Genomic DNA, 17,137 nt, shown 5'->3' with positions numbered 1-17,137 from the left:
CCAGCGGCCGGCACTACCCGGAGGCGGGATCAACGGGCCAGCAGCGCGCGGGCCAGTTCCAGGTCGCTCTGCTGCTGCGCGGCGACGCTCTGTTCGCGCAGGTGGACCAGCGCCGCCTGCAGGCGCGCACCCCGGATCTGGCCGTCGCTGGCGACGAATGCGGCGGCATCGTCGCGCGCAGCCAGCACCACCTTGTCATCACCCGAGCTGCTGCCCGAGGAACCGGAGGACGCACCGGTGGCCGAGCCGGCCGAGGTGCCAGCAAAACTGGAAGCGAAGCCGGCCAGCGGCAGGGACAGCAGGGCAAGCAGCAGGAGCGGACGGGTCATCGGTTCGAAGCCGGTTGTGAAGGTGCGTGGAGCGTAACGGGTACGTGAAGGATTTGCCCGGTTCAGACGTCGAACAGCTTGCCGGGATTCAGCCGCGCTTGGGGATCGAACGCGCGTTTGACCGCCTTCATCAGGTCGATCTCGGCCGGGCCGCGGGTGCTGTCCAGGTAGCCTTTCTTGACCAGGCCGATGCCATGCTCGGCCGAGATGCTGCCATCGCAGCGCACCAGCACCTGCGCCAGCAGCTTGGTCACGTGCTCGCACTGCGCCACGAAATCGGCATCGCTGGTTTCATCGGGCTTGAGCACGTTGATGTGCAGGTTGCCGTCGCCGATATGGCCGAACCAGACCACGTCGAAGTGCGGGTAGGCCTGCCCGATCAACGCCTGCGCCTCGGCCAGGAACGCCGGCATCGCCGAGATCCGCACCGAGACGTCGTTCTTGTAGGGCTTGTAGCGTGCCAGCGACTCGGTGATGCCTTCGCGCAGGCGCCACAGCTGGGCCGCCTGGGCATCGCTGGCGCTGATCACGCCGTCGCTGACCCAGCCGTTGCCCATGCAGTCCTCGAAGGCCGCCATCGCCGCAGCTTCCTGCGCCTCGTCGTTGGCCGCGAACTCGGTGACCACGTAGTACGGATGGACTTCGTCGAACGGCGCCTGCGCGCCATGCGCCAGCACGTGCTCCAGCGCCCGGTCGGTGAAGAACTCGAAGGCCTGCAACTGCAGGCGCGCGCGGAACGCGGCGAACACCTGCATCAGAACTTCAAAGCTGGGCACGGCCAGCAGCATCACATTGCTGGCCGGCGGCGGATCGGTCAGCTTCACCGTCGCCTCGACGATCACGCCCAGCGTGCCTTCCGAACCGATCAGCAGCTGGCGGAAGTCATAGCCGCTGGAGTTCTTGATCAGGCCCTTGTTGAGTTCCAGCAGCTGGCCGTCGGCAGTGACCACCTTCAATCCCGCGATCCACTCGCGGGTGTTGCCGTAGCGGATCACACGGATGCCGCCGGCATTGGTGGCGATGTTGCCGCCGATCGTGCAGGACCCGCGCGCGGCGAAATCCACGGGGTAGATCAGGCCGTGCTCCAGCGCGGCGTTGTGCACGGCTTCCAGCGGCATGCCGGCCTGCACCACCAGGGTGCGATCGACCGCGTCGTAGGCCAGCGCCTTGTTCATCCGTTCCAGGCTGAGCACCAGCTCGCCGTTGGCGGCCACTGCGCCACCCGAAAGGCCGGTGCGGCCACCGGACGGCACCACGGCCACGCCCTCTTCCGTGCTCCAGCGCATCACCGCCTGCACTTCTTCGACCGTGGCCGGCAGTGCGATCGCCAGTGGCGCCGGCATCCAGCGCCGGGTCCAGTCGCGCCCGTAATGCTCCAGGTCGGCCGGCTCGGTCTTCAGCTTCAGGCCGGGACAGGCCTGCTGCAGCGAGGCAATGCGGGAATCGGTCATGACGGTCCAGCGCGGTGCGTGAAGAACGGGCAAGCGTGCCAGTGGCGCGCGCCAGCGTCCAGTCCCGCAGCCGTGCAGTTAGCTACGGATGCAACCAATTGCGCACTGCACCATGGGCGGCATGATCTGGCATAGTGGTCAGCCCCTGTCCCACTGGCCGTGCTGCCCCATGTCGCCGAAGAAGACCTCGTTCCCGAAGCAGGATATCCGCGTGCTGTTGCTGGAGGGGGTCAGCCAGACCGCCGTGGAGGTGTTCAGCGCCGCTGGCTACAGCCAGATCGAAGCGCACACCAAGGCGCTGCCCGAGGACGAACTGAAGGCGCGCATCGCCGAGGCGCACATCGTCGGCATCCGCTCGCGCACCCAGCTCAGTGCCGAAGTGCTGGCCGAGGCCAAGCGCCTGATTGCGGTGGGCTGCTTCTGCATCGGCACCAACCAGGTCGACCTGGACGCGGCCGAACTGGCCGGCATTCCGGTGTTCAACGCGCCCTACTCCAACACCCGCAGCGTGGCCGAACTGGTGATCGCCGAGGCGATCATGCTGACCCGTGGCATCCCGCAGAAAAACGCCGAATGCCATCGCGGCGGCTGGTCCAAGTCGGCCAGCGGCAGCCATGAAGTGCGCGGCAAGACGCTGGGCATCATAGGTTACGGCCACATCGGCACCCAGGTCGGCGTGCTGGCCGAATCGCTGGGCATGCAGGTGATCTTCCACGACGTGGAAACCAAGCTGGCACTCGGCAATGCCCGTGCAGCGGCCAGCCTGGACGACCTGCTGGCGCGCGCCGACATCGTCACCCTGCACGTGCCGGAAACCCCGTCCACGCAGTGGATGATCGGCAGCACCGAGCTGGCGAAGATGCGCAAGGGCGCGCACCTGATCAATGCCGCGCGCGGCACCGTGGTCGACATCGATGCACTGGACGCGGCCCTGGCCAGCGGCCACGTCGGTGGCGCCGCGCTGGACGTGTTCCCGGTCGAGCCGAAGGGCAACGGCGATATCTTCGAATCGCCACTGACCCGCCACGACAACGTGATCCTGACCCCGCACGTCGGCGGCAGCACGCTGGAAGCGCAGGACAACATCGGCGTGGAAGTGGCGGCCAAGCTGGTGCGCTACAGCGACAACGGCAGCACCCTGTCGGCGGTCAACTTCCCGGAAGTGACCCTGCCCGAGCATGCCGACAGCCTGCGCCTGCTGCACATCCACCAGAACGTGCCGGGCGTGCTGTCCAAGGTCAACGAGATCTTCTCGCGCCACAACGTCAACATCGACGGTCAGTTCCTGCGCACCGACCCGAAGGTGGGCTACGTGGTGATCGACATCACCGCGAGCGAGGAACAGGCTGCTGCGGTGCGCGACGAGCTGGCCGCAATTCCGGGCACGCTGCGCACGCGCATCCTGTACTGAAAAAAGGGGACGGAGGGGATTAAGTCGTTTGCGGCACATGCGGCATAAACGACTTAATCCCCTCCGTCCCCTTTTCCCTCAACGTGCCAGCCAGCGACGGGCCATGCGCTGCATGGATTCGTCAGATTCCGGATCGGCCGCGACCTCGGTCACCGGCCGCCAGGCCAGGTCGAGTGACTCCTCGCTCAGCACGAAGTCCTCGCCGCCCAGCGCGCGGATCACGAAACGCACGTCGTAGTGCCAGTGCCCCGGCACGTCCTTGCGCTCCGGAATCCAGTGCTTGTCCAGATCGAAGATGGCCGGATCTTCCAACACCAGGCCGCTCAGCCCCGATTCTTCTTCGGCCTCCTTCAGCGCCACCTGGGCCAGGTCCCGGTCGCCGTCGGCGTGGCCGCCCAGCTGCAGCCAGCGCTGCAGCTTGCGGTGATGGGTCAGCAGCAGGCGCTGGCCATCGGCGCTGACCAGCCAGCAGCTGGCGGTGAAGTGGCCGGCCAGTCGTTCGCGGCGGAACGGATCTTCCGGAGCATCCAACAATGTGCCGAATTCGGCAGCCAGTGCGTCGTGGGCAGGTTCGCGGCGGGCATAGTCCCGCAGCAGGCCACGCAGGCGATCATCAAGCACGGCAAGGGTTTCGGCGGTCTGGCGCATGAATGGGGGCGGTCTGGAAAAATACTGCTCATTATCGCCGTTCATTGTTGCGATTGCGCTTGTGCGTTGGCTTCAGCTTTGGCTAAGGTACAGCGGGCCGTTCGCGCGGCCTTCACCATTCCAGGGTTGCCGGCAACGTATCGGCGGCCCACCCAATCCGATCACTAGGAAGTACTGCATGCTGAAAGCTCTGTTGAGGGTCAAGCCGGTTGAACCGGCCGGGCACGTCGATGCTGGCGAACCCATCGAAGGCAGCCTGGACGGCGAAGCCACGTTGAAACGGACCCTCACGGCTAAACACCTCATCCTGCTTGGCGTGGGTGCGGTGATCGGCGCAGGCATCTTCGTGCTGACCGGCCAGGCCGCGGCCAACCATGCCGGACCGGCCGTCATGCTGTCGTTCGTGATCGCCGGCTTCGCCTGCGCCCTCGCGGGCCTGTGCTATGCCGAGTTCGCGGCGATGATGCCGGTTTCAGGCAGTGCCTATTCCTACTCCTACGCCACCCTCGGCGAGGGCATGGCCTGGTTCATCGGCTGGTGCCTGGTGCTGGAGTACCTGTTCGCCTCGGCCTCGGTCGCCGTGGGCTGGTCGGCCTATCTGATCAGCTTCATCACCACCACCCTGCACATGCCGTTCCCGGATGCGCTCAGTGCCGCTCCCATCGCCTGGACCGGCAGCGAGTTCACCGCCTCGGGCAAGCTGTTCAACCTGCCGGCGGTACTGATCGTGGCGGCGGTATCGGGCCTGCTGTACGTGGGCGTGACCCAGTCGGCGTTCGTCAACGCGATCATCGTGGCGATCAAGGTCACCGTCATCTGCCTGTTCATCGGTATCGGCGCGGCCCACATCGACCCGACCAACTGGCAGCCGTTCATCCCGGACAACACCGGCGTGCCGGGTGAGTTCGGCTGGAGCGGCGTGTTCCGCGCGGCCACCATCGTGTTCTTCGCCTACATCGGCTTCGATGCGGTCTCCACCGCCGCCGGCGAGACCAAGGACCCACAGCGCAACATGCCGATCGGCCTGCTCGGCTCGCTGGCTGTGTGCACCCTCGTCTACATCATCGTCTGTGCCGTGCTGACCGGCATGATGCCGTACCACCTGCTGGGCACCGACAAGCCGGTGGCCACTGCGCTGGAGCCCTACCCGACCCTGTCCTGGCTGAAGACGTTCGTGGAGATTGGTGCCATCGCCGGCCTGTCCTCGGTGGTGCTGGTGATGATGATGGGCCAGACCCGCATCGCCTACACCATTTCCCGCGACGGCCTGCTGCCGAAGTTCTTTGGCAAGGTCCACGCCCGCTTCCGCACCCCGTATGTCGCCACGATCGTTGTCGGCGTGATCGCCGCCGCGCTGGCCGGCCTGGTGCCGCTGAACGTGCTGGGCGAACTGGTCTCGATGGGCACCCTGCTGGCCTTCGCCACGGTCTGCATCGGCGTGCTGGTGCTGCGCTATTCCAAGCCTGGCCTGCATCGCCCGTTCCGCGTGCCGATGGTCTGGATCATCTGCCCACTGGGCGCGGCCACCTGCCTGTTCCTGTTCTGGCAGGCATTCGTGGTGCACTGGCACCTGTTCGTCGGCTGGACGCTGCTCGGCCTGCTGATCTACCTGGGCTACGGCATCCGCAACAGCAAGCTGGCCAAGTCGCCCTGATCCGCCTACGGGCCGGCCTCGCGCCGGCCCGTCCGTTTTCCCCGCGCGCCCATAGCGGCGCGCTTCGACAAGACCACCACACATGTTCAAGCAACTGTGGGCCACCAAGCACCCGCATGCCGCCCATGAAGACGCCAACGGCCTGAGCCTGCGCCGCCACCTCGGCCCCTGGGGGCTGACCGCCCTCGGCATCGGCGCGGTGATCGGCGGCGGCATTTTCGTCATCACCGGCCAGGCCGCCGCCAACCACGCCGGCCCGGCCATCATGCTGTCGTTCGTGCTGGCGGCGGTCTGCTGCGCCTTCTGCGCGCTGGCCTACGCCGAGTTCGCCTCGATGGTGCCGGTCTCCGGCAGCGCCTACACCTATACCTATGCCACCTTCGGCGAGCTCTCGGCCTGGTTCATCGGCTGGATGCTGGTGCTGGAATACGGCGTCTCCGCATCCGCCGTGGCGGTCAGCTGGACCGGCTATTTCCTCAGCCTGCTCAGCCAGTTCGACATCCATCTACCGGCGACGCTGGTCAGCGCGCCACTCGACGCGCAGCTGCGCCCGACCGGTGCGATCGCCAACCTGCCGGCCGCTGCGCTGGTACTGCTGCTGACCTGGCTGTGCTACGTCGGCATCAGCAAATCCTCTGCCATGAACATGGCGATGGTCGTGCTGAAGACCGGCCTGATCGTACTGGTCATCGTGGTCGGCTGGAAATACGTGGACACCAGCAACTGGACCCCGTTCATCCCGGCCAATGAGGGCCCGGGCAAGTACGGCATGGAAGGCGTGCTGCGTGGCGCGGCGATGGTGTTCTTCGCCTACATCGGCTTCGAGGCGGTGTCGGTGGCCGCGCAGGAATCGAAGAACCCGCAGCGTGACATGCCGATCGGCATGATGCTGTCGCTGGTGATCTGCACCGTGCTGTATATCGCAATGGCTGCAGTGATGACCGGCCTGGTGCCGTTCCAGCTGCTGGGCACCGACGAGCCGGTGGTGACTGCCGTGGCGGCGCATCCGCAGCTGGACTGGCTGCGCTGGGTGGTCGAGGTCGGCGCGCTGGTCGGCTTGTCTTCGGTGGTGCTGGTGATGATCATCGGCCAGCCGCGCATCTTCATGATCATGGGGCGCGACGGCCTGCTGCCGCCGGTGTTCACCAGGATCCACCCGAAGTACCGCACCCCGCACATCAACACCGTGATCACCGGCATCGGCATCGCGCTGCTGGCGGCGCTGTTCCCGCTGGACATCCTGGGCGAGCTGACCTCGATGGGCACGCTGATCGCGTTCGCGGCGGTGTGCGCGGGCGTGCTGATCCTGCGCCGCACCCAGCCGGACCTGCCGCGTCCGTTCCGCATGCCGATGGCGTGGCTGATCTGCGGCCTGGGCGTGCTGAGCTGCCTGGCGCTGCTGTCGGCGATGACGCTGCACAACTGGATGCTGATGGGTGTGTGGACGTTCGTCGGCTTCGTGATCTATTTCTGCTACGGGTTCAGGCACAGCCGCCTGCGCACGAAGTAAAACAAGCGTGGCAGGGCCCTGGTGGCCCTGCCCTGCCGCCCGCTGGCGCAGGCTGCGCGCCTCGCCTAGCGGCGATTGAACCAGATGAGTTCCTGTTGCCAGCCGGCACCGGCCATGCAGGCCCTGAACTCGCTGCTGCGGTCGGACGCATTGACGTCCACGATGTAACTCTCCTCTTTCGGCATCGGCACGAGGTTGTACTTGCCGTCGATCGTGCAGACTTCATCGAGCCTGCAGGGCACCTTGCGGTCCTCGTAGACAGTGCGCGTTGCCACCTCATTCCTCACCGGCCAGTGATCGCCGGCCCGCGCCATGCAACTGGAGTGGGCGGGACCGAACGGCCGCGCACTGGCATCCATCTTCACCCATTCCATCGCACAGCCGCTGCTGGCCAGCATGGCACCGATCACCCCCATCATCCCCATCGCGCGCGTGATCATCGAAGTACTCCTTTCCTTGGTGCTCGCCGGAACTCCTGCGGCAACCCGATGGTGTGTCGCCGCACAAGGGCTGTCCACGACAGGAACCGGTTCCAGCGCGAGCACGGACTCCCCCATTCAGCCTGCGCTGTGCCTGCCACGATCCAAACGCAGTCCACCGGCTGCCGACACACCGCATCGCGTTTCCAGCGCAGCAGCCCGGCACCACGCCGCAGGCCCAGCCATGGGCCGGATCACGTAAAATGGCGACCATGGACACCCCCACCTTCCCCTACGACACCGCGCGCCTGAGCGAACTGGCCCAGCTGCTGATCGACAACGTCCGCGAACTGGCCCACGCCGGCTGGACCCCGGCCACCAGCAGCAACTTCTCCCACCGCCTGGACGACCGCCACGCCGCGATCACCGTCTCCGGCAAGGACAAGGGCCACCTGATCGAGGACGACATCATGGTCGTGGACTTCGACGGCTTGGCCGTCGGCCGCCCGCTGCGCCCGTCCGCCGAGACACTGCTGCACACCCAGCTGTATCGCCGCTTCCCGGAGATCGGCTGCGTGCTGCATACCCATTCGCCGGTGCAGACCGTCGCCTCGCGCCTGTACGCGCCGCAGGGCCACATCCGCCTGGAAGGCTATGAACTGCTGAAGGCCTTCGCCGGCAACAGCACCCACGAGATGGCCATCGACGTGCCGGTGTTCGCCAACACCCAGGACATGAACGTGCTTTCCAAGCAGGTCGATGACCTGCTCGACCGGCAGAACCTGTGGGGCTACCTGATCGACGGCCATGGCCTGTACGCCTGGGGCCGCGACATGGCCGAGGCGCGCCGCCACCTGGAAGCGTTCGAGTTCCTGCTGCATTGCGAACTGGAACTGCGCAAGCTCCGCGGCTGAACCCGCAACGCAGATGCCGATCCGGAATCTGCGCCCTGCCTCCACCCTGCTACCCTGTCTTCCCCCGAGACGTTCAAGCTGCCGCCATGAGCCGACTGCGCATCTACGACGACACCCGCCCCGAATCGCCGCTGCTGGACACCCAGGACGGCGCGATCATTGCCGCCGAGCTGCAGAAGATCGGCGTCACCTTCGAGCGCTGGCAGGCCACCGCACCGGTCGCACCGGGCGCCAGCCAGGATGAAGTGTTCGCCGCCTACCGCGCCGATATCGACCGCCTGGTTGCCGAGCGCGGCTTCAAGAGCGTGGACGTGGCCTCGATCGCCCCGGACAACCCGAACCGCGCCGAGCTGCGCAAGAAGTTCCTCGACGAGCACTTCCACAAGGAAGACGAGGTGCGCTTCTTCGTCGCAGGCTCCGGCCTGTTCACCCTGCATGTGGGTGACAAGGTCTATGAGATCGAGTGCGTGAAGGACGACCTGATCGCCGTGCCCGATGGCACCACTCACTGGTTCGACATGGGCGACGAGCCGAGCTTCGTGGCAATCCGCTTCTTCACCGAGCCGGATGGCTGGGTCGGTCACTTCACCGGCACCGACATTGCGCAGAAGTTCCCCCGTTACGTACCTACCCAGGCGTCCTGATCCATGCAGCCCCGCGTCATCCTGACCGACATCGAAGGCACCACCAGCAGCATCTCGTTCGTCAAGAACGTGCTGTTCCCTTATGCGCGCAAGGCGTTGCCCGCGTTCGTCGCCGAGCAAGGCCAGCAGCCGGAGGTCCGCCGCTGGCTGGATGCGGTGGCCACCGAGATCGGTGGCGCCTGCCAGGACAGCCTGGTGGCCGAGACGCTGCAGGGCTGGATCGACCAGGACCGCAAGCACACCGCACTGAAGGCGCTGCAGGGGCTGATCTGGGACGAAGGTTACCGCCGCGGCGACTACACCGCGCACTTCTATCCGGAAGTGGCGCCGGTGCTGAAGGGCTGGCACGCTTCCGGCCTGCCGCTGTACGTGTACTCCTCCGGCTCGGTACCGGCACAGAAGCTGTTCTTCGGCTTCAGCGACGCCGGAGACCTGAGCCCGCTGGTGTCGGGCTGGTTCGATACCGAGATCGGTGGCAAGCGTGAGGCGGACAGCTACCGTCGCATCGTGCAGGCGATCGGCGTACCGGCCGGCGAGATCCTGTTCCTGTCCGATGTGGTCGAGGAGCTGGATGCGGCCCGCGAAGCCGGGCTGCAGACCCGGCTGATCGATCGCTTGGACGACTACCCGATGCCGCGTGCCGGCCATGCCGCCAACGGCCACGAGCGGGTCGAGAATTTCCAGCAGATCCAGCTGTAAGCAAGAAAAAGGGGACGGAGGGGATTAAGTCGTTTGTGGCACACATGGGCCGCAAACGACTTAATCCCCTCCGTCCCCTTTTTTGCTCAACGGTCGTTGAGGGTCTTTACCTTCAGCGCTTCGCGCAGGGTAACCAGATCCACCGGGCCGCGCACTTCGATATCGCGGGTTTCGCCCGGCAGCAGGTCCAGCAGGTTGTCTCCGACCTGCACATCCAGCGCGCCGAAATCGATCCACGTCGCGCGCACATACGCCGCGCTTTCCAGGCGCAGACGGTAGTGGTCGCCTTCGATGGACAGCGTGCTCCTCAACGCCTGCCTCGGCAGCTGCTGGTCTTTCGCCTCGACGAACCCGACCACCTGGCGTGCACTCACCCTGCCATCCTGCAGAAGTTCGAACACGGCCACCGTACGCTTGGGATCGGCACCGGCCAACAATTCGGCATCGCGGAAATCACCGATCGAGGTGACACCCGCCGCCGCCAGCGTCACCGCTTCCTCGCGACGGCGCAGCACCTTCCCTTCCACGTCCATCACCCGCAGCCGCCAGCGTGCATCCAGTGCGGCACCGTCGTTGAGCAGGCGCACCCGCGTACGGCCCTCGTCGCGCAGCGCGGCCACCGTCACTGGCGCAAAGAAGCGCCGCGCGGCGAAGTGCAGCGCCTTCCAGCGGCCGAAGTAGTCCACGCTGGACCAAGAGGCGCCCGGCCAGACATCGTTGAGCTGCCAGTACAGCGAACCCATCGTGTACGGCCGAGAGGCGCGATGATGCAACGCCGCCAGTGCGATGCCATCGGCCTGCATCACCTGGCTCAGGTAGATGAAGTCCTCGAAGTCCTTCGGCGTGCCGTAGCCCAGTTCGATGTAGTGCAGCAGGCGGCTGTTGCCCTCGCCGGCCATGAATTTCTGGTGCGCGCGGATCACCGGGCTGTCGATGCGCTGTTCGGCACGGGTGGCGATCTGGTCCACCGTCGCCACAGACGGCCACGCCTGCAGGCCGTACTCGGACATGAAACGCGGGGTTTCGCGCAGGTAGGCCTGCACCGGCAGCGCCGGATTGCCCCAGACCTGCCAGTAGTGCTTGTCGCCACGCGTTGAATCGTTGGCCTTTTCATCCAGGTCGTTGCTGGGAGAGCTGGACCAGTACGGCACGCCCAGCCCCTCCTCACCCACCACCTGGCGCAGGTCGTTGCCGAACAGGTCGACATAGCCCTGCCAGACCTTCGCCGCGAATGCAGGGTCGGCCGCCTTCAGGTCGCGGCCGTGGCCCCAGTCCTTCCAGGCGGTTTCTTCCTCGTTGTTGCCACACCACAGCACGATGCTGGGGTGATGGCGCAGCCGGCGCACGTTGTCGCGTGCTTCGGCCACCACGCTGGCCCGGAAGGCCGGATCGTAGCCTGGCTGCATGCCGCCGCCGAACATGAAGTCCTGCCAGACCAGCAGGCCCAGCTCATCGGCGATGTCAAAGAACGCATCGTCCTCGTAGTAGCCGCCGCCCCAGTTGCGCAGCATGTTCATGTTGGCGTCGCGCGCGGCGGTCAGCACCTGACGCAGGCGTGCGGCATCGACGCGTGCGGGGAAGGCATCGAACGGAATGACGTTGGCGCCCTTGGCGAAGATCTCCACGCCGTTGATGACGAAGGCAAAGCCCTGCCCGCCCTTGCGGTCTTCCTCGCGGCGCAGTTCGACCGTGCGCAGGCCAATGCGCTGCTCGCGCGCCAGCGCTGCGTCGGCGCCATCATCCAGTCGAGCCCGCACGGTATAGCGATCCTGCGCACCATGGCCCACCGGCCACCAGCGCCGCGGCGTGGCCAGCTCAACCGGCAGCTCAACCGCGTTCTGGCCGGGCTTCAGCAACACCGTGCGTTGCACCTGGGCCACGTTGCGGCCATCCGGATCACGCACATCCACATTCACCAAGGCCGAACCCGCAGCAGCTCCCTGCTCCACCTGCAGCAGCACCGCCAGTTTCGCCTGCTCCGCACTCAATGCATCGGTTCGCACGGCAAGATCGGTCAGGCGGTGCGCGTCCCAGGCCTGCAGGTCGACCCCGCGCCAGACCCCGGCGGTGACATAGCGCGGGCCCCAGTCCCAGCCGAAGTGGTAGGCCGGCTTGCGCGCGAAGTTGCCCACCATCGCGTCCTTCGGCTCATCGCCATACGGCGACGGGTAATTGCCAGCGATCTTGTGCGGCATTGCCTGCACGCCTGGCAGCAGCGTTCGGATCGGCGAGCGGAACACGATCTGCAGTTCATTGCCATGCGCCCGCAGACGCCCTTCCACGCGCGCACGCCAGGTACGGTGCGCGTTGTCCGCGCGCAGCAGCGGCTTGCCGTTGAGGCTGACTTCGGCATAGGTGTCCAGCCCATCGAAGCGCAGCTCGGCATTGGGCTTGGCCAGCGTCGCCGCATCCACGTCGAAGCGGGCGCGGTACTCCCAGGCGGTCAGGCCGATCCACTGCAGCTCGGCCTCGGGCGCACCGACGTACGGGTCGCGGATCAGCCCATGGGCCAACAAGTCGGTGTGTACGCTGCCCGGCACCTTCGCCGCACGCCATTGCTGAAGACCCGGATGCGCAGCGCCCTGCGCATCACCCGGCAGCATGCGGAACTGCCACTGTGCCTGCAGTGGAGCCGCAGTTGCCGGGATGGCGGAGGCTGCGACCAGCAGCAGGAGCAGACGGACAACGAGGGAAAGGCGATGCACGTGATACTCCTGTTTTTCCGCCGGGCGCGGCCCGGCGCTACCGATTCCGATTCATCATGCGTGTGGCGACACCCGCCTCAACGCACCACGTTCAACACTTCGTAGCACGCGCCCATGGTGTGGTAATCCACCTTGCCGGCCGGGCTCTTCTCGTCGCTGTACTTGCGGTTGTCGGCATCGAGGATGCGGAACCAGGCGCCGTACTGGTGGTCGACGAAGTGCTCCCACGAATACGCCCAGATGCGCTCGTACCACTGCCAGTAGCGGTCGTCCCCGGTGCGCTGGGCCATCAGTGCGGCGGTCGCCAGCGTTTCGGCCTGCACCCAGAAGTACTTGTCGTCGTCGCAGACGAAGCTGTCGCCGCCGATCGGGGCGCCGTCCATGCCGGGCTGCCGACGCGATTCCGGTGCGAAGCCGTAGTACAGGCCGCCCCGGGCGTCGTCCCAGCTGCGCGCCACGGCCACATCGAACAGGTGCTGCGCGGTCGGCACCAGCCAGTCGGCCTGCACGTGGCGATCCAGGATCAGCAACAGTTTGGCCCACTCGGTCTGATGGCCGGGCTGGAAGCCCCACGGGCGGAACAGGTGCTTGGGATCGTCCAGGTTGTAGTCCCAGTCGATTTCCCAGTTCACATCGTAATGTTCCCAGACCAGGCCACCGGCCTTGGCGGCCTGGCGCCGGGTCATGTTGTCGGCCAGCTGCAGCGCGCGATCGACATAGCGTTGCTCGCCACTGGCCTCGAAGGCCGCCAGCATTGCCTCGCACATGTGCATGTTGGCGTTCTGACCACGGTAGCCGGTGAAGTTCCACTGGCCATCGGCTTCATCCTTGTACAGGCCGTGCTGCGGCTCCCAGAAGCGCGCTTCCAGCAGCTGCCAGGTCTCGTCCATCCACTCGCGGGCCTGCTCGACGCCGGCCTTCAGCGCGCAGCTGTAGGCCAGCAGCACGAAGGCCACGCCGTAGCAGTGGTTCATGTCGTCCTCGACCTTGCCGTCGCGCAGGGTCCAGGCGTAGCCACCGGTGACCGGGTTGCGGTGCACCTCGCGCAGGTAGCGCACGCCGTGCTCGACGGCCTCGCGGTATTCGGCATTGCCGAACTCGCGGTAGGCCATCGCATAGTTGAAGACGAAACGGGTGCTGCTCACCAGGTGGCGGTGGTTGGCATCGTAGATGCTGCCGTCGTCACGGAAATAATGGAAAAAGCCGCCGTTCGGATCGATGCAGCGCGGGTGGTAGAACGCCATCGTGTCGGCGATATGCGCGCGCAGGAACGCGGGCGAACGGAAATCGGGCGAGGTGCTCATGCGGTAATGTCCTGGGCGTGCAGCAGCTGCTGCACTTCATCGAGCGAGGGCATCGCGGCGAACGCGCCCTTGCGGGTAACAGCCAGCGCACCGACCGCCGCACCGAAGCGCAGCGTGGCGGTGATCGCCTCCGGGTCCTGGCAGAACGCGGCGAAACCAGCACCCGCCCCACCCCGCTCCAGCAGGCCGACCAGCACGCCACCGACGAAGGCATCACCGGCGGCCGTTGTGTCGACCGTGGCCACGCGGAAGCTGGTGACCGTGCCGTGGTTGTCGCGGGTGTACCAGTGCAGCGTCGCAGCGCCGTCGGTGACGATCACCCAGCGCGCCTGCGCAGCCAGCAGGCGCCGCAGCACCGCCGCCTCGCCATCGGCGCCCAGCGGCGCGGCCAGGTAGTCCAGTTCCTCGCGCGACAGCTTGACCAGGTCGGCGCGTTCCAGCGCCTGCCACAGGCGCGGCGTCGGATCGACGTCGGCGGGCCACAGTGCAGGGCGCAGATTCAGATCGAGGCTGACCACCGCACCGGCCGCACGGGCACGGTCCATGCCGGCGAAGGTCGCCTCGGCGATGGCCGGCTCGGTCAGGCTGTTGGAGCAGACGTGGAAGCACTGCGCGCTGTCGAGGCACTCCGCCTGGAAATCACTGTCGCGGAACAGCAGGTCAGCCGCCGGCGGGCGGTAGAAACTGAAGCTGCGCTCGCCACTGGCGTCCAGGGCAACGAACGCCAGCGCAGTCTTCGCCGCATCGGTGCGCACGATGTAATCCGTGCCGACGCCATGTTCGACCAGGCTGTCGGCCAGGAAGTCACCGAACATGTCACGGCCCAGCATGCCGACGAACTGGGTCTTCGCACCCAGCCGCGCGGCGGCGACAGCGACGTTGGCCGGCGCACCGCCGGCGTACTGCAGGAACGCGCGCGGCGTATCGGCCGAGGCCGGCGGCTGCGCTAGTAGATCGATCAAAATTTCGCCGAAGCAGACAATGGCACCCATTCCGGACTCAGCCTCCCTGCGTTGCGGAGGCCGGCGTACGCGCGCCGACCAGTCCGTAGAAAATGATGTAGCCGTAGCACAGCAACGGCAGGAGGAAGCTGGCCTGCACACCGATGTGGTCGGCCAGCACGCCCTGCAGGTACGGCACCACGGCACCGCCGACGATGGCCATGATCAGCAGGCTGGAACCCTTGTTGGTCAGCGGGCCGAGGCGCTCGATGCTCAGCGCGAAGATGGTCGGGAACATGATCGAGTTGAACAGGCCGATCGCCACCACCGAATACAGCGCGACGTTGCCGGAGCTCAGCATGGTCGTGACCAGCAGGCCCACGTTGACCAGCGCGAAGATCGCCAGCAGACGGCTGGGCGAGAAGCGCGCCAGCAGTGCCGAACCGGCGAAGCGTCCGATCATCGCCATCGTCCAGTAGGCCGACACGTAATGCGTGGCCTGCTGCTCACTGAAGCCGCCGATGTTCGGCATCGACAGGTAGTTGACCAGGAAGCTGCCGATCGACACTTCGGCGCCAACGTAGAAGAAGATGCCCAGCACGCCCAGCAGCAGGTGGCGCTTGCGCAGCGCATCCAGGTAGCTGTGGTGGTGGCCCTGGTCGGCCTGCTCGGTGGCATCACTCAGCGCCGGCAGGCGGAACAGGAACACGAACAGCGCCAGCAGCACCAGCGCCACCGCCAGGCCCACGTACGGGCCCTGCACGGCCTGCGCCTCGGCGGCACGGTAGGCCAGCTGCTCGGCGGCCGGCAGCGCCGCGATGTCATCGGCACTCTTGACCGTGTTGGACAGGATCAGCATGCCACCGAAAATCGGCGCGATGGCCGTGCCCAGCGAGTTCAGCGCCTGCGCCAGGGTCAGGCGGCTGGAGCTGGTCTGCTCCGGGCCCAGCAGTGCGACGTAGGGGTTCGCAGCGACCTGCAGCACGGTAATGCCCGTGGCCAGCACGAACAATGCGCCGAGGAAGGCGCCATACACGCGCAGCTCGGCCGCCGGCCAGAAGCCCAGCGCGCCGATGCCGGCAATCACCAGGCCGGCCACGATGCCCTTCTTGTAGCCCAGCGCCGCCACCAGGCGACCCGCCGGCAGCGACATCAGGAAATAGGTGCCGAAGAAGGTGAACTGCACCAGCATCGCCTTGGCGTAGTTCAGTTCGAACACCGCCTTCAGGTGCGGGATCAGGATGTCATTGAGGCAGGTCAGGAAGCCCCACATGAAGAAGATCGTGGTGACGACAGCCAGCGCCTTGCCATTGGTGACGGCAGGTGCGTTGCCCGAAGAACCCGATGGACGGGGCGTTGCGGAGATCGGCATGCGGTACGCGCCTCGATGCGCGGAAGGTCGTTGTTGCGTGGAAGGGGAATATGGAAGCAATCAGTTCGGTCGTGCGGCACTGCTTTCGCGGATGCGCAACTGCACCGGCGCGACCGTGCGCCGTGGCGGCGCATCCGGCTCGTCCAGTCGTTGCAGCAACAACGCGGCAGCTTGCCGGCCCCGCTCGCGCGGATCGGCAGTGAGCGTGGTCAACGGCGGCACCGCCACCGCAGCCTCGGAAATATCGTCGAAACCGGTAACCGCGAAGTCGCCGCCCGGGCGGATGCCGCGCGAGTTCAAGCCCAGCATCAGGCCCAGCGCGACGGTGTCGTTGTAGCAGACCGCCGCACTGGGGCGATGGCCGTCGGCAAACAGCTCATCGGTGCGCGCCGCGGCTTCCAGGCGGTTCGGTGCCGACTCGATCATCCAGCCCGGTGGCAGCGACAGGCCGGCCTCGGCCAGCGCCTGCTGGAAACCGGCACGGCGCTGGTGGCACGAGCTCGATGCAGCGTGGCCGCCGAAGAAGGCGATCTGGCGATGGCCGCGCTCGATCAGGTGGCGGGTGGCCAGATAGGCACCGTGCTGGTTGTCCAGGGTGAGGAAGTCCCAGTCGGCCCCTTCCAGTTCGCGGTTGAACAGCAGCACGTTGGCATTGGCGCCCAGCGCCTGCCGCAGCAGCGTGGTGTCGCTGCCCTCGGCCGGCGACAGGATCAGGCCGGCCGGCGTGTGCTCCATCAACGTGGACAGCACCGCCTGCTGACGCTCCGGCGATTCGCCGGTGCTGCCGAGCAGGGTCACGTAACCGCGTCCGCCCAGCGCCTCGTCCACGCCGGACGCGAATTCGGCGAAGAACGGGTTGGACAGATCGTTGATCACCAGCGCGATGCTCGACGAGGTCCGCCGGCGCAGGTTGGCCGCCGCGCGGTTGTAGACATAGCGCTGGCGACGCAGCTCGGCCTCGACCTTGGCACGGGTATCGACGTTGACCAGCGGGCTGCCGCGCAGCACCAGCGACACGGTGGCCCGTGACACACCGATCGCACGCGCGATGTCGGTCACCGTCACCGCCTTGCCGGCGCGCTTGCTGGGACTGCTGCCGTTGTCGTTCATCGTCTTCCCGGACTCCGCTGGAGGCT

15 protein-coding genes are annotated in these 17,137 nt (G+C 66.6%); 6 read left to right on the top strand and 9 right to left on the bottom strand.

Annotated elements, in window-relative coordinates; translation table 11 throughout:
- Positions 1-29 precede the first annotated feature (29 nt).
- Together B9Y82_RS07495 and B9Y82_RS07490 are read right to left on the bottom strand one after the other, a co-directional pair.
- Positions 30-329, bottom strand: a complete 300-nt coding sequence (locus B9Y82_RS07495; RefSeq protein WP_100472140.1) for a DUF2388 domain-containing protein — start codon at positions 327-329, stop codon at positions 30-32.
- Between the two features lie 62 nt (positions 330-391).
- Positions 392-1,780: an FAD-binding oxidoreductase gene (locus B9Y82_RS07490; protein ID WP_100472139.1), complete on the bottom strand. Its 1,389-nt coding sequence runs from the start codon at positions 1,778-1,780 to the stop codon at positions 392-394.
- Between the two features lie 169 nt (positions 1,781-1,949).
- On the opposite strand from B9Y82_RS07490, the gene serA reads away from it, so the two are divergent.
- The gene (gene serA, locus B9Y82_RS07485) at positions 1,950-3,191 is read left to right on the top strand and encodes a phosphoglycerate dehydrogenase (RefSeq protein ID WP_014037034.1); all 1,242 of its coding nucleotides are present in this window, start codon (positions 1,950-1,952) and stop codon (positions 3,189-3,191) included.
- 78 nt (positions 3,192-3,269) lie between these two features.
- Here the strand turns inward: serA and B9Y82_RS07480 are convergent, their stop codons facing one another.
- Positions 3,270-3,839, bottom strand: coding sequence for an NUDIX hydrolase (locus B9Y82_RS07480; protein WP_428993171.1), 570 nt, complete (start codon positions 3,837-3,839; stop codon positions 3,270-3,272).
- A gap of 178 nt (positions 3,840-4,017) precedes the next feature.
- Here B9Y82_RS07480 and B9Y82_RS07475 point away from each other — a divergent pair, with 178 nt between their 5' ends.
- Both B9Y82_RS07475 and B9Y82_RS07470 read left to right on the top strand, forming a co-directional pair.
- On the top strand, positions 4,018-5,493 hold the full coding sequence (locus B9Y82_RS07475) for an amino acid permease (protein WP_100472137.1): 1,476 nt from the start codon (positions 4,018-4,020) through the stop codon (positions 5,491-5,493).
- 82 nt (positions 5,494-5,575) lie between these two features.
- Complete coding sequence (locus B9Y82_RS07470) at positions 5,576-7,003, top strand: amino acid permease (RefSeq protein WP_100472136.1); 1,428 nt, start codon at positions 5,576-5,578, stop codon at positions 7,001-7,003.
- A gap of 65 nt (positions 7,004-7,068) precedes the next feature.
- On the opposite strand, the gene B9Y82_RS07465 is transcribed toward B9Y82_RS07470, so the two are convergent.
- Positions 7,069-7,443: a hypothetical protein gene (locus B9Y82_RS07465; RefSeq protein ID WP_049444927.1), complete on the bottom strand. Its 375-nt coding sequence runs from the start codon at positions 7,441-7,443 to the stop codon at positions 7,069-7,071.
- A gap of 251 nt (positions 7,444-7,694) precedes the next feature.
- Between B9Y82_RS07465 and B9Y82_RS07460 the strand changes: the two genes are divergently transcribed.
- From B9Y82_RS07460 to mtnC, 3 genes are all read left to right on the top strand, one after another.
- Complete coding sequence (locus B9Y82_RS07460; protein WP_100475191.1) at positions 7,695-8,336, top strand: methylthioribulose 1-phosphate dehydratase; 642 nt, start codon at positions 7,695-7,697, stop codon at positions 8,334-8,336.
- An 86-nt stretch (positions 8,337-8,422) separates the two neighbouring features.
- Entirely contained in the window at positions 8,423-8,980 is a 558-nt protein-coding gene (locus B9Y82_RS07455) for a 1,2-dihydroxy-3-keto-5-methylthiopentene dioxygenase (protein ID WP_053511800.1), read from the top strand.
- Between the two features lie 3 nt (positions 8,981-8,983).
- Positions 8,984-9,679, top strand: coding sequence for an acireductone synthase (gene mtnC / locus B9Y82_RS07450; RefSeq protein ID WP_100472135.1), 696 nt, complete (start codon positions 8,984-8,986; stop codon positions 9,677-9,679).
- An 86-nt stretch (positions 9,680-9,765) separates the two neighbouring features.
- Here the strand turns inward: mtnC and B9Y82_RS07445 are convergent, their stop codons facing one another.
- From B9Y82_RS07445 to B9Y82_RS07425, 5 genes are all read right to left on the bottom strand, one after another.
- A complete protein-coding gene (locus B9Y82_RS07445) occupies positions 9,766-12,384 on the bottom strand; it encodes a beta-mannosidase (RefSeq protein WP_100472134.1) in 2,619 nt (872 codons plus the stop codon).
- A gap of 77 nt (positions 12,385-12,461) precedes the next feature.
- Positions 12,462-13,688, bottom strand: a complete 1,227-nt coding sequence (locus B9Y82_RS07440) for an AGE family epimerase/isomerase (protein WP_100472133.1) — start codon at positions 13,686-13,688, stop codon at positions 12,462-12,464.
- Positions 13,685-14,680 (bottom strand): carbohydrate kinase family protein, encoded by a 996-nt coding sequence (locus tag B9Y82_RS07435; RefSeq protein ID WP_100472132.1) that lies wholly within the window; start codon positions 14,678-14,680, stop codon positions 13,685-13,687. The genes B9Y82_RS07440 and B9Y82_RS07435 overlap by 4 nt, the downstream gene beginning before the upstream one ends.
- A 7-nt stretch (positions 14,681-14,687) precedes the next feature.
- Positions 14,688-16,001, bottom strand: coding sequence for an L-fucose:H+ symporter permease (fucP, locus tag B9Y82_RS07430; RefSeq protein ID WP_100472131.1), 1,314 nt, complete (start codon positions 15,999-16,001; stop codon positions 14,688-14,690).
- A 60-nt stretch (positions 16,002-16,061) separates the two neighbouring features.
- On the bottom strand, positions 16,062-17,111 hold the full coding sequence (locus B9Y82_RS07425; protein ID WP_057499695.1) for a LacI family DNA-binding transcriptional regulator: 1,050 nt from the start codon (positions 17,109-17,111) through the stop codon (positions 16,062-16,064).
- Positions 17,112-17,137: the final 26 nt, after the last annotated feature.

The sequence above is a fragment of the Stenotrophomonas maltophilia genome (assembly GCF_002799155.1).
Taxonomy (GTDB): domain Bacteria; phylum Pseudomonadota; class Gammaproteobacteria; order Xanthomonadales; family Xanthomonadaceae; genus Stenotrophomonas; species Stenotrophomonas maltophilia_R.
The sequence above is the reverse complement of the archived record's forward strand: the minus strand, read 5'-3'. Positions and strand labels throughout refer to the sequence as shown.

Excerpts from the sequence above, each read along its gene's own strand:
- B9Y82_RS07495 (WP_100472140.1), bottom strand. The coding sequence starts at position 329 with ATGACCCGTCCGCTCCTGCTGCTTGCCCTGCTGTCCCTGCCGCTGGCC.
- B9Y82_RS07490 (WP_100472139.1), bottom strand. The coding sequence starts at position 1,780 with ATGACCGATTCCCGCATTGCCTCGCTGCAGCAGGCCTGTCCCGGCCTG.
- serA (WP_014037034.1), top strand. The coding sequence starts at position 1,950 with ATGTCGCCGAAGAAGACCTCGTTCCCGAAGCAGGATATCCGCGTGCTG.
- B9Y82_RS07480 (WP_428993171.1), bottom strand. The coding sequence starts at position 3,839 with ATGCGCCAGACCGCCGAAACCCTTGCCGTGCTTGATGATCGCCTGCGT.
- B9Y82_RS07475 (WP_100472137.1), top strand. The coding sequence starts at position 4,018 with ATGCTGAAAGCTCTGTTGAGGGTCAAGCCGGTTGAACCGGCCGGGCAC.
- B9Y82_RS07470 (WP_100472136.1), top strand. The coding sequence starts at position 5,576 with ATGTTCAAGCAACTGTGGGCCACCAAGCACCCGCATGCCGCCCATGAA.
- B9Y82_RS07465 (WP_049444927.1), bottom strand. The coding sequence starts at position 7,443 with ATGATCACGCGCGCGATGGGGATGATGGGGGTGATCGGTGCCATGCTG.
- B9Y82_RS07460 (WP_100475191.1), top strand. The coding sequence starts at position 7,695 with ATGGACACCCCCACCTTCCCCTACGACACCGCGCGCCTGAGCGAACTG.
- B9Y82_RS07455 (WP_053511800.1), top strand. The coding sequence starts at position 8,423 with ATGAGCCGACTGCGCATCTACGACGACACCCGCCCCGAATCGCCGCTG.
- mtnC (WP_100472135.1), top strand. The coding sequence starts at position 8,984 with ATGCAGCCCCGCGTCATCCTGACCGACATCGAAGGCACCACCAGCAGC.
- B9Y82_RS07440 (WP_100472133.1), bottom strand. The coding sequence starts at position 13,688 with ATGAGCACCTCGCCCGATTTCCGTTCGCCCGCGTTCCTGCGCGCGCAT.
- B9Y82_RS07435 (WP_100472132.1), bottom strand. The coding sequence starts at position 14,680 with ATGGGTGCCATTGTCTGCTTCGGCGAAATTTTGATCGATCTACTAGCG.
- fucP (WP_100472131.1), bottom strand. The coding sequence starts at position 16,001 with ATGCCGATCTCCGCAACGCCCCGTCCATCGGGTTCTTCGGGCAACGCA.
- B9Y82_RS07425 (WP_057499695.1), bottom strand. The coding sequence starts at position 17,111 with ATGAACGACAACGGCAGCAGTCCCAGCAAGCGCGCCGGCAAGGCGGTG.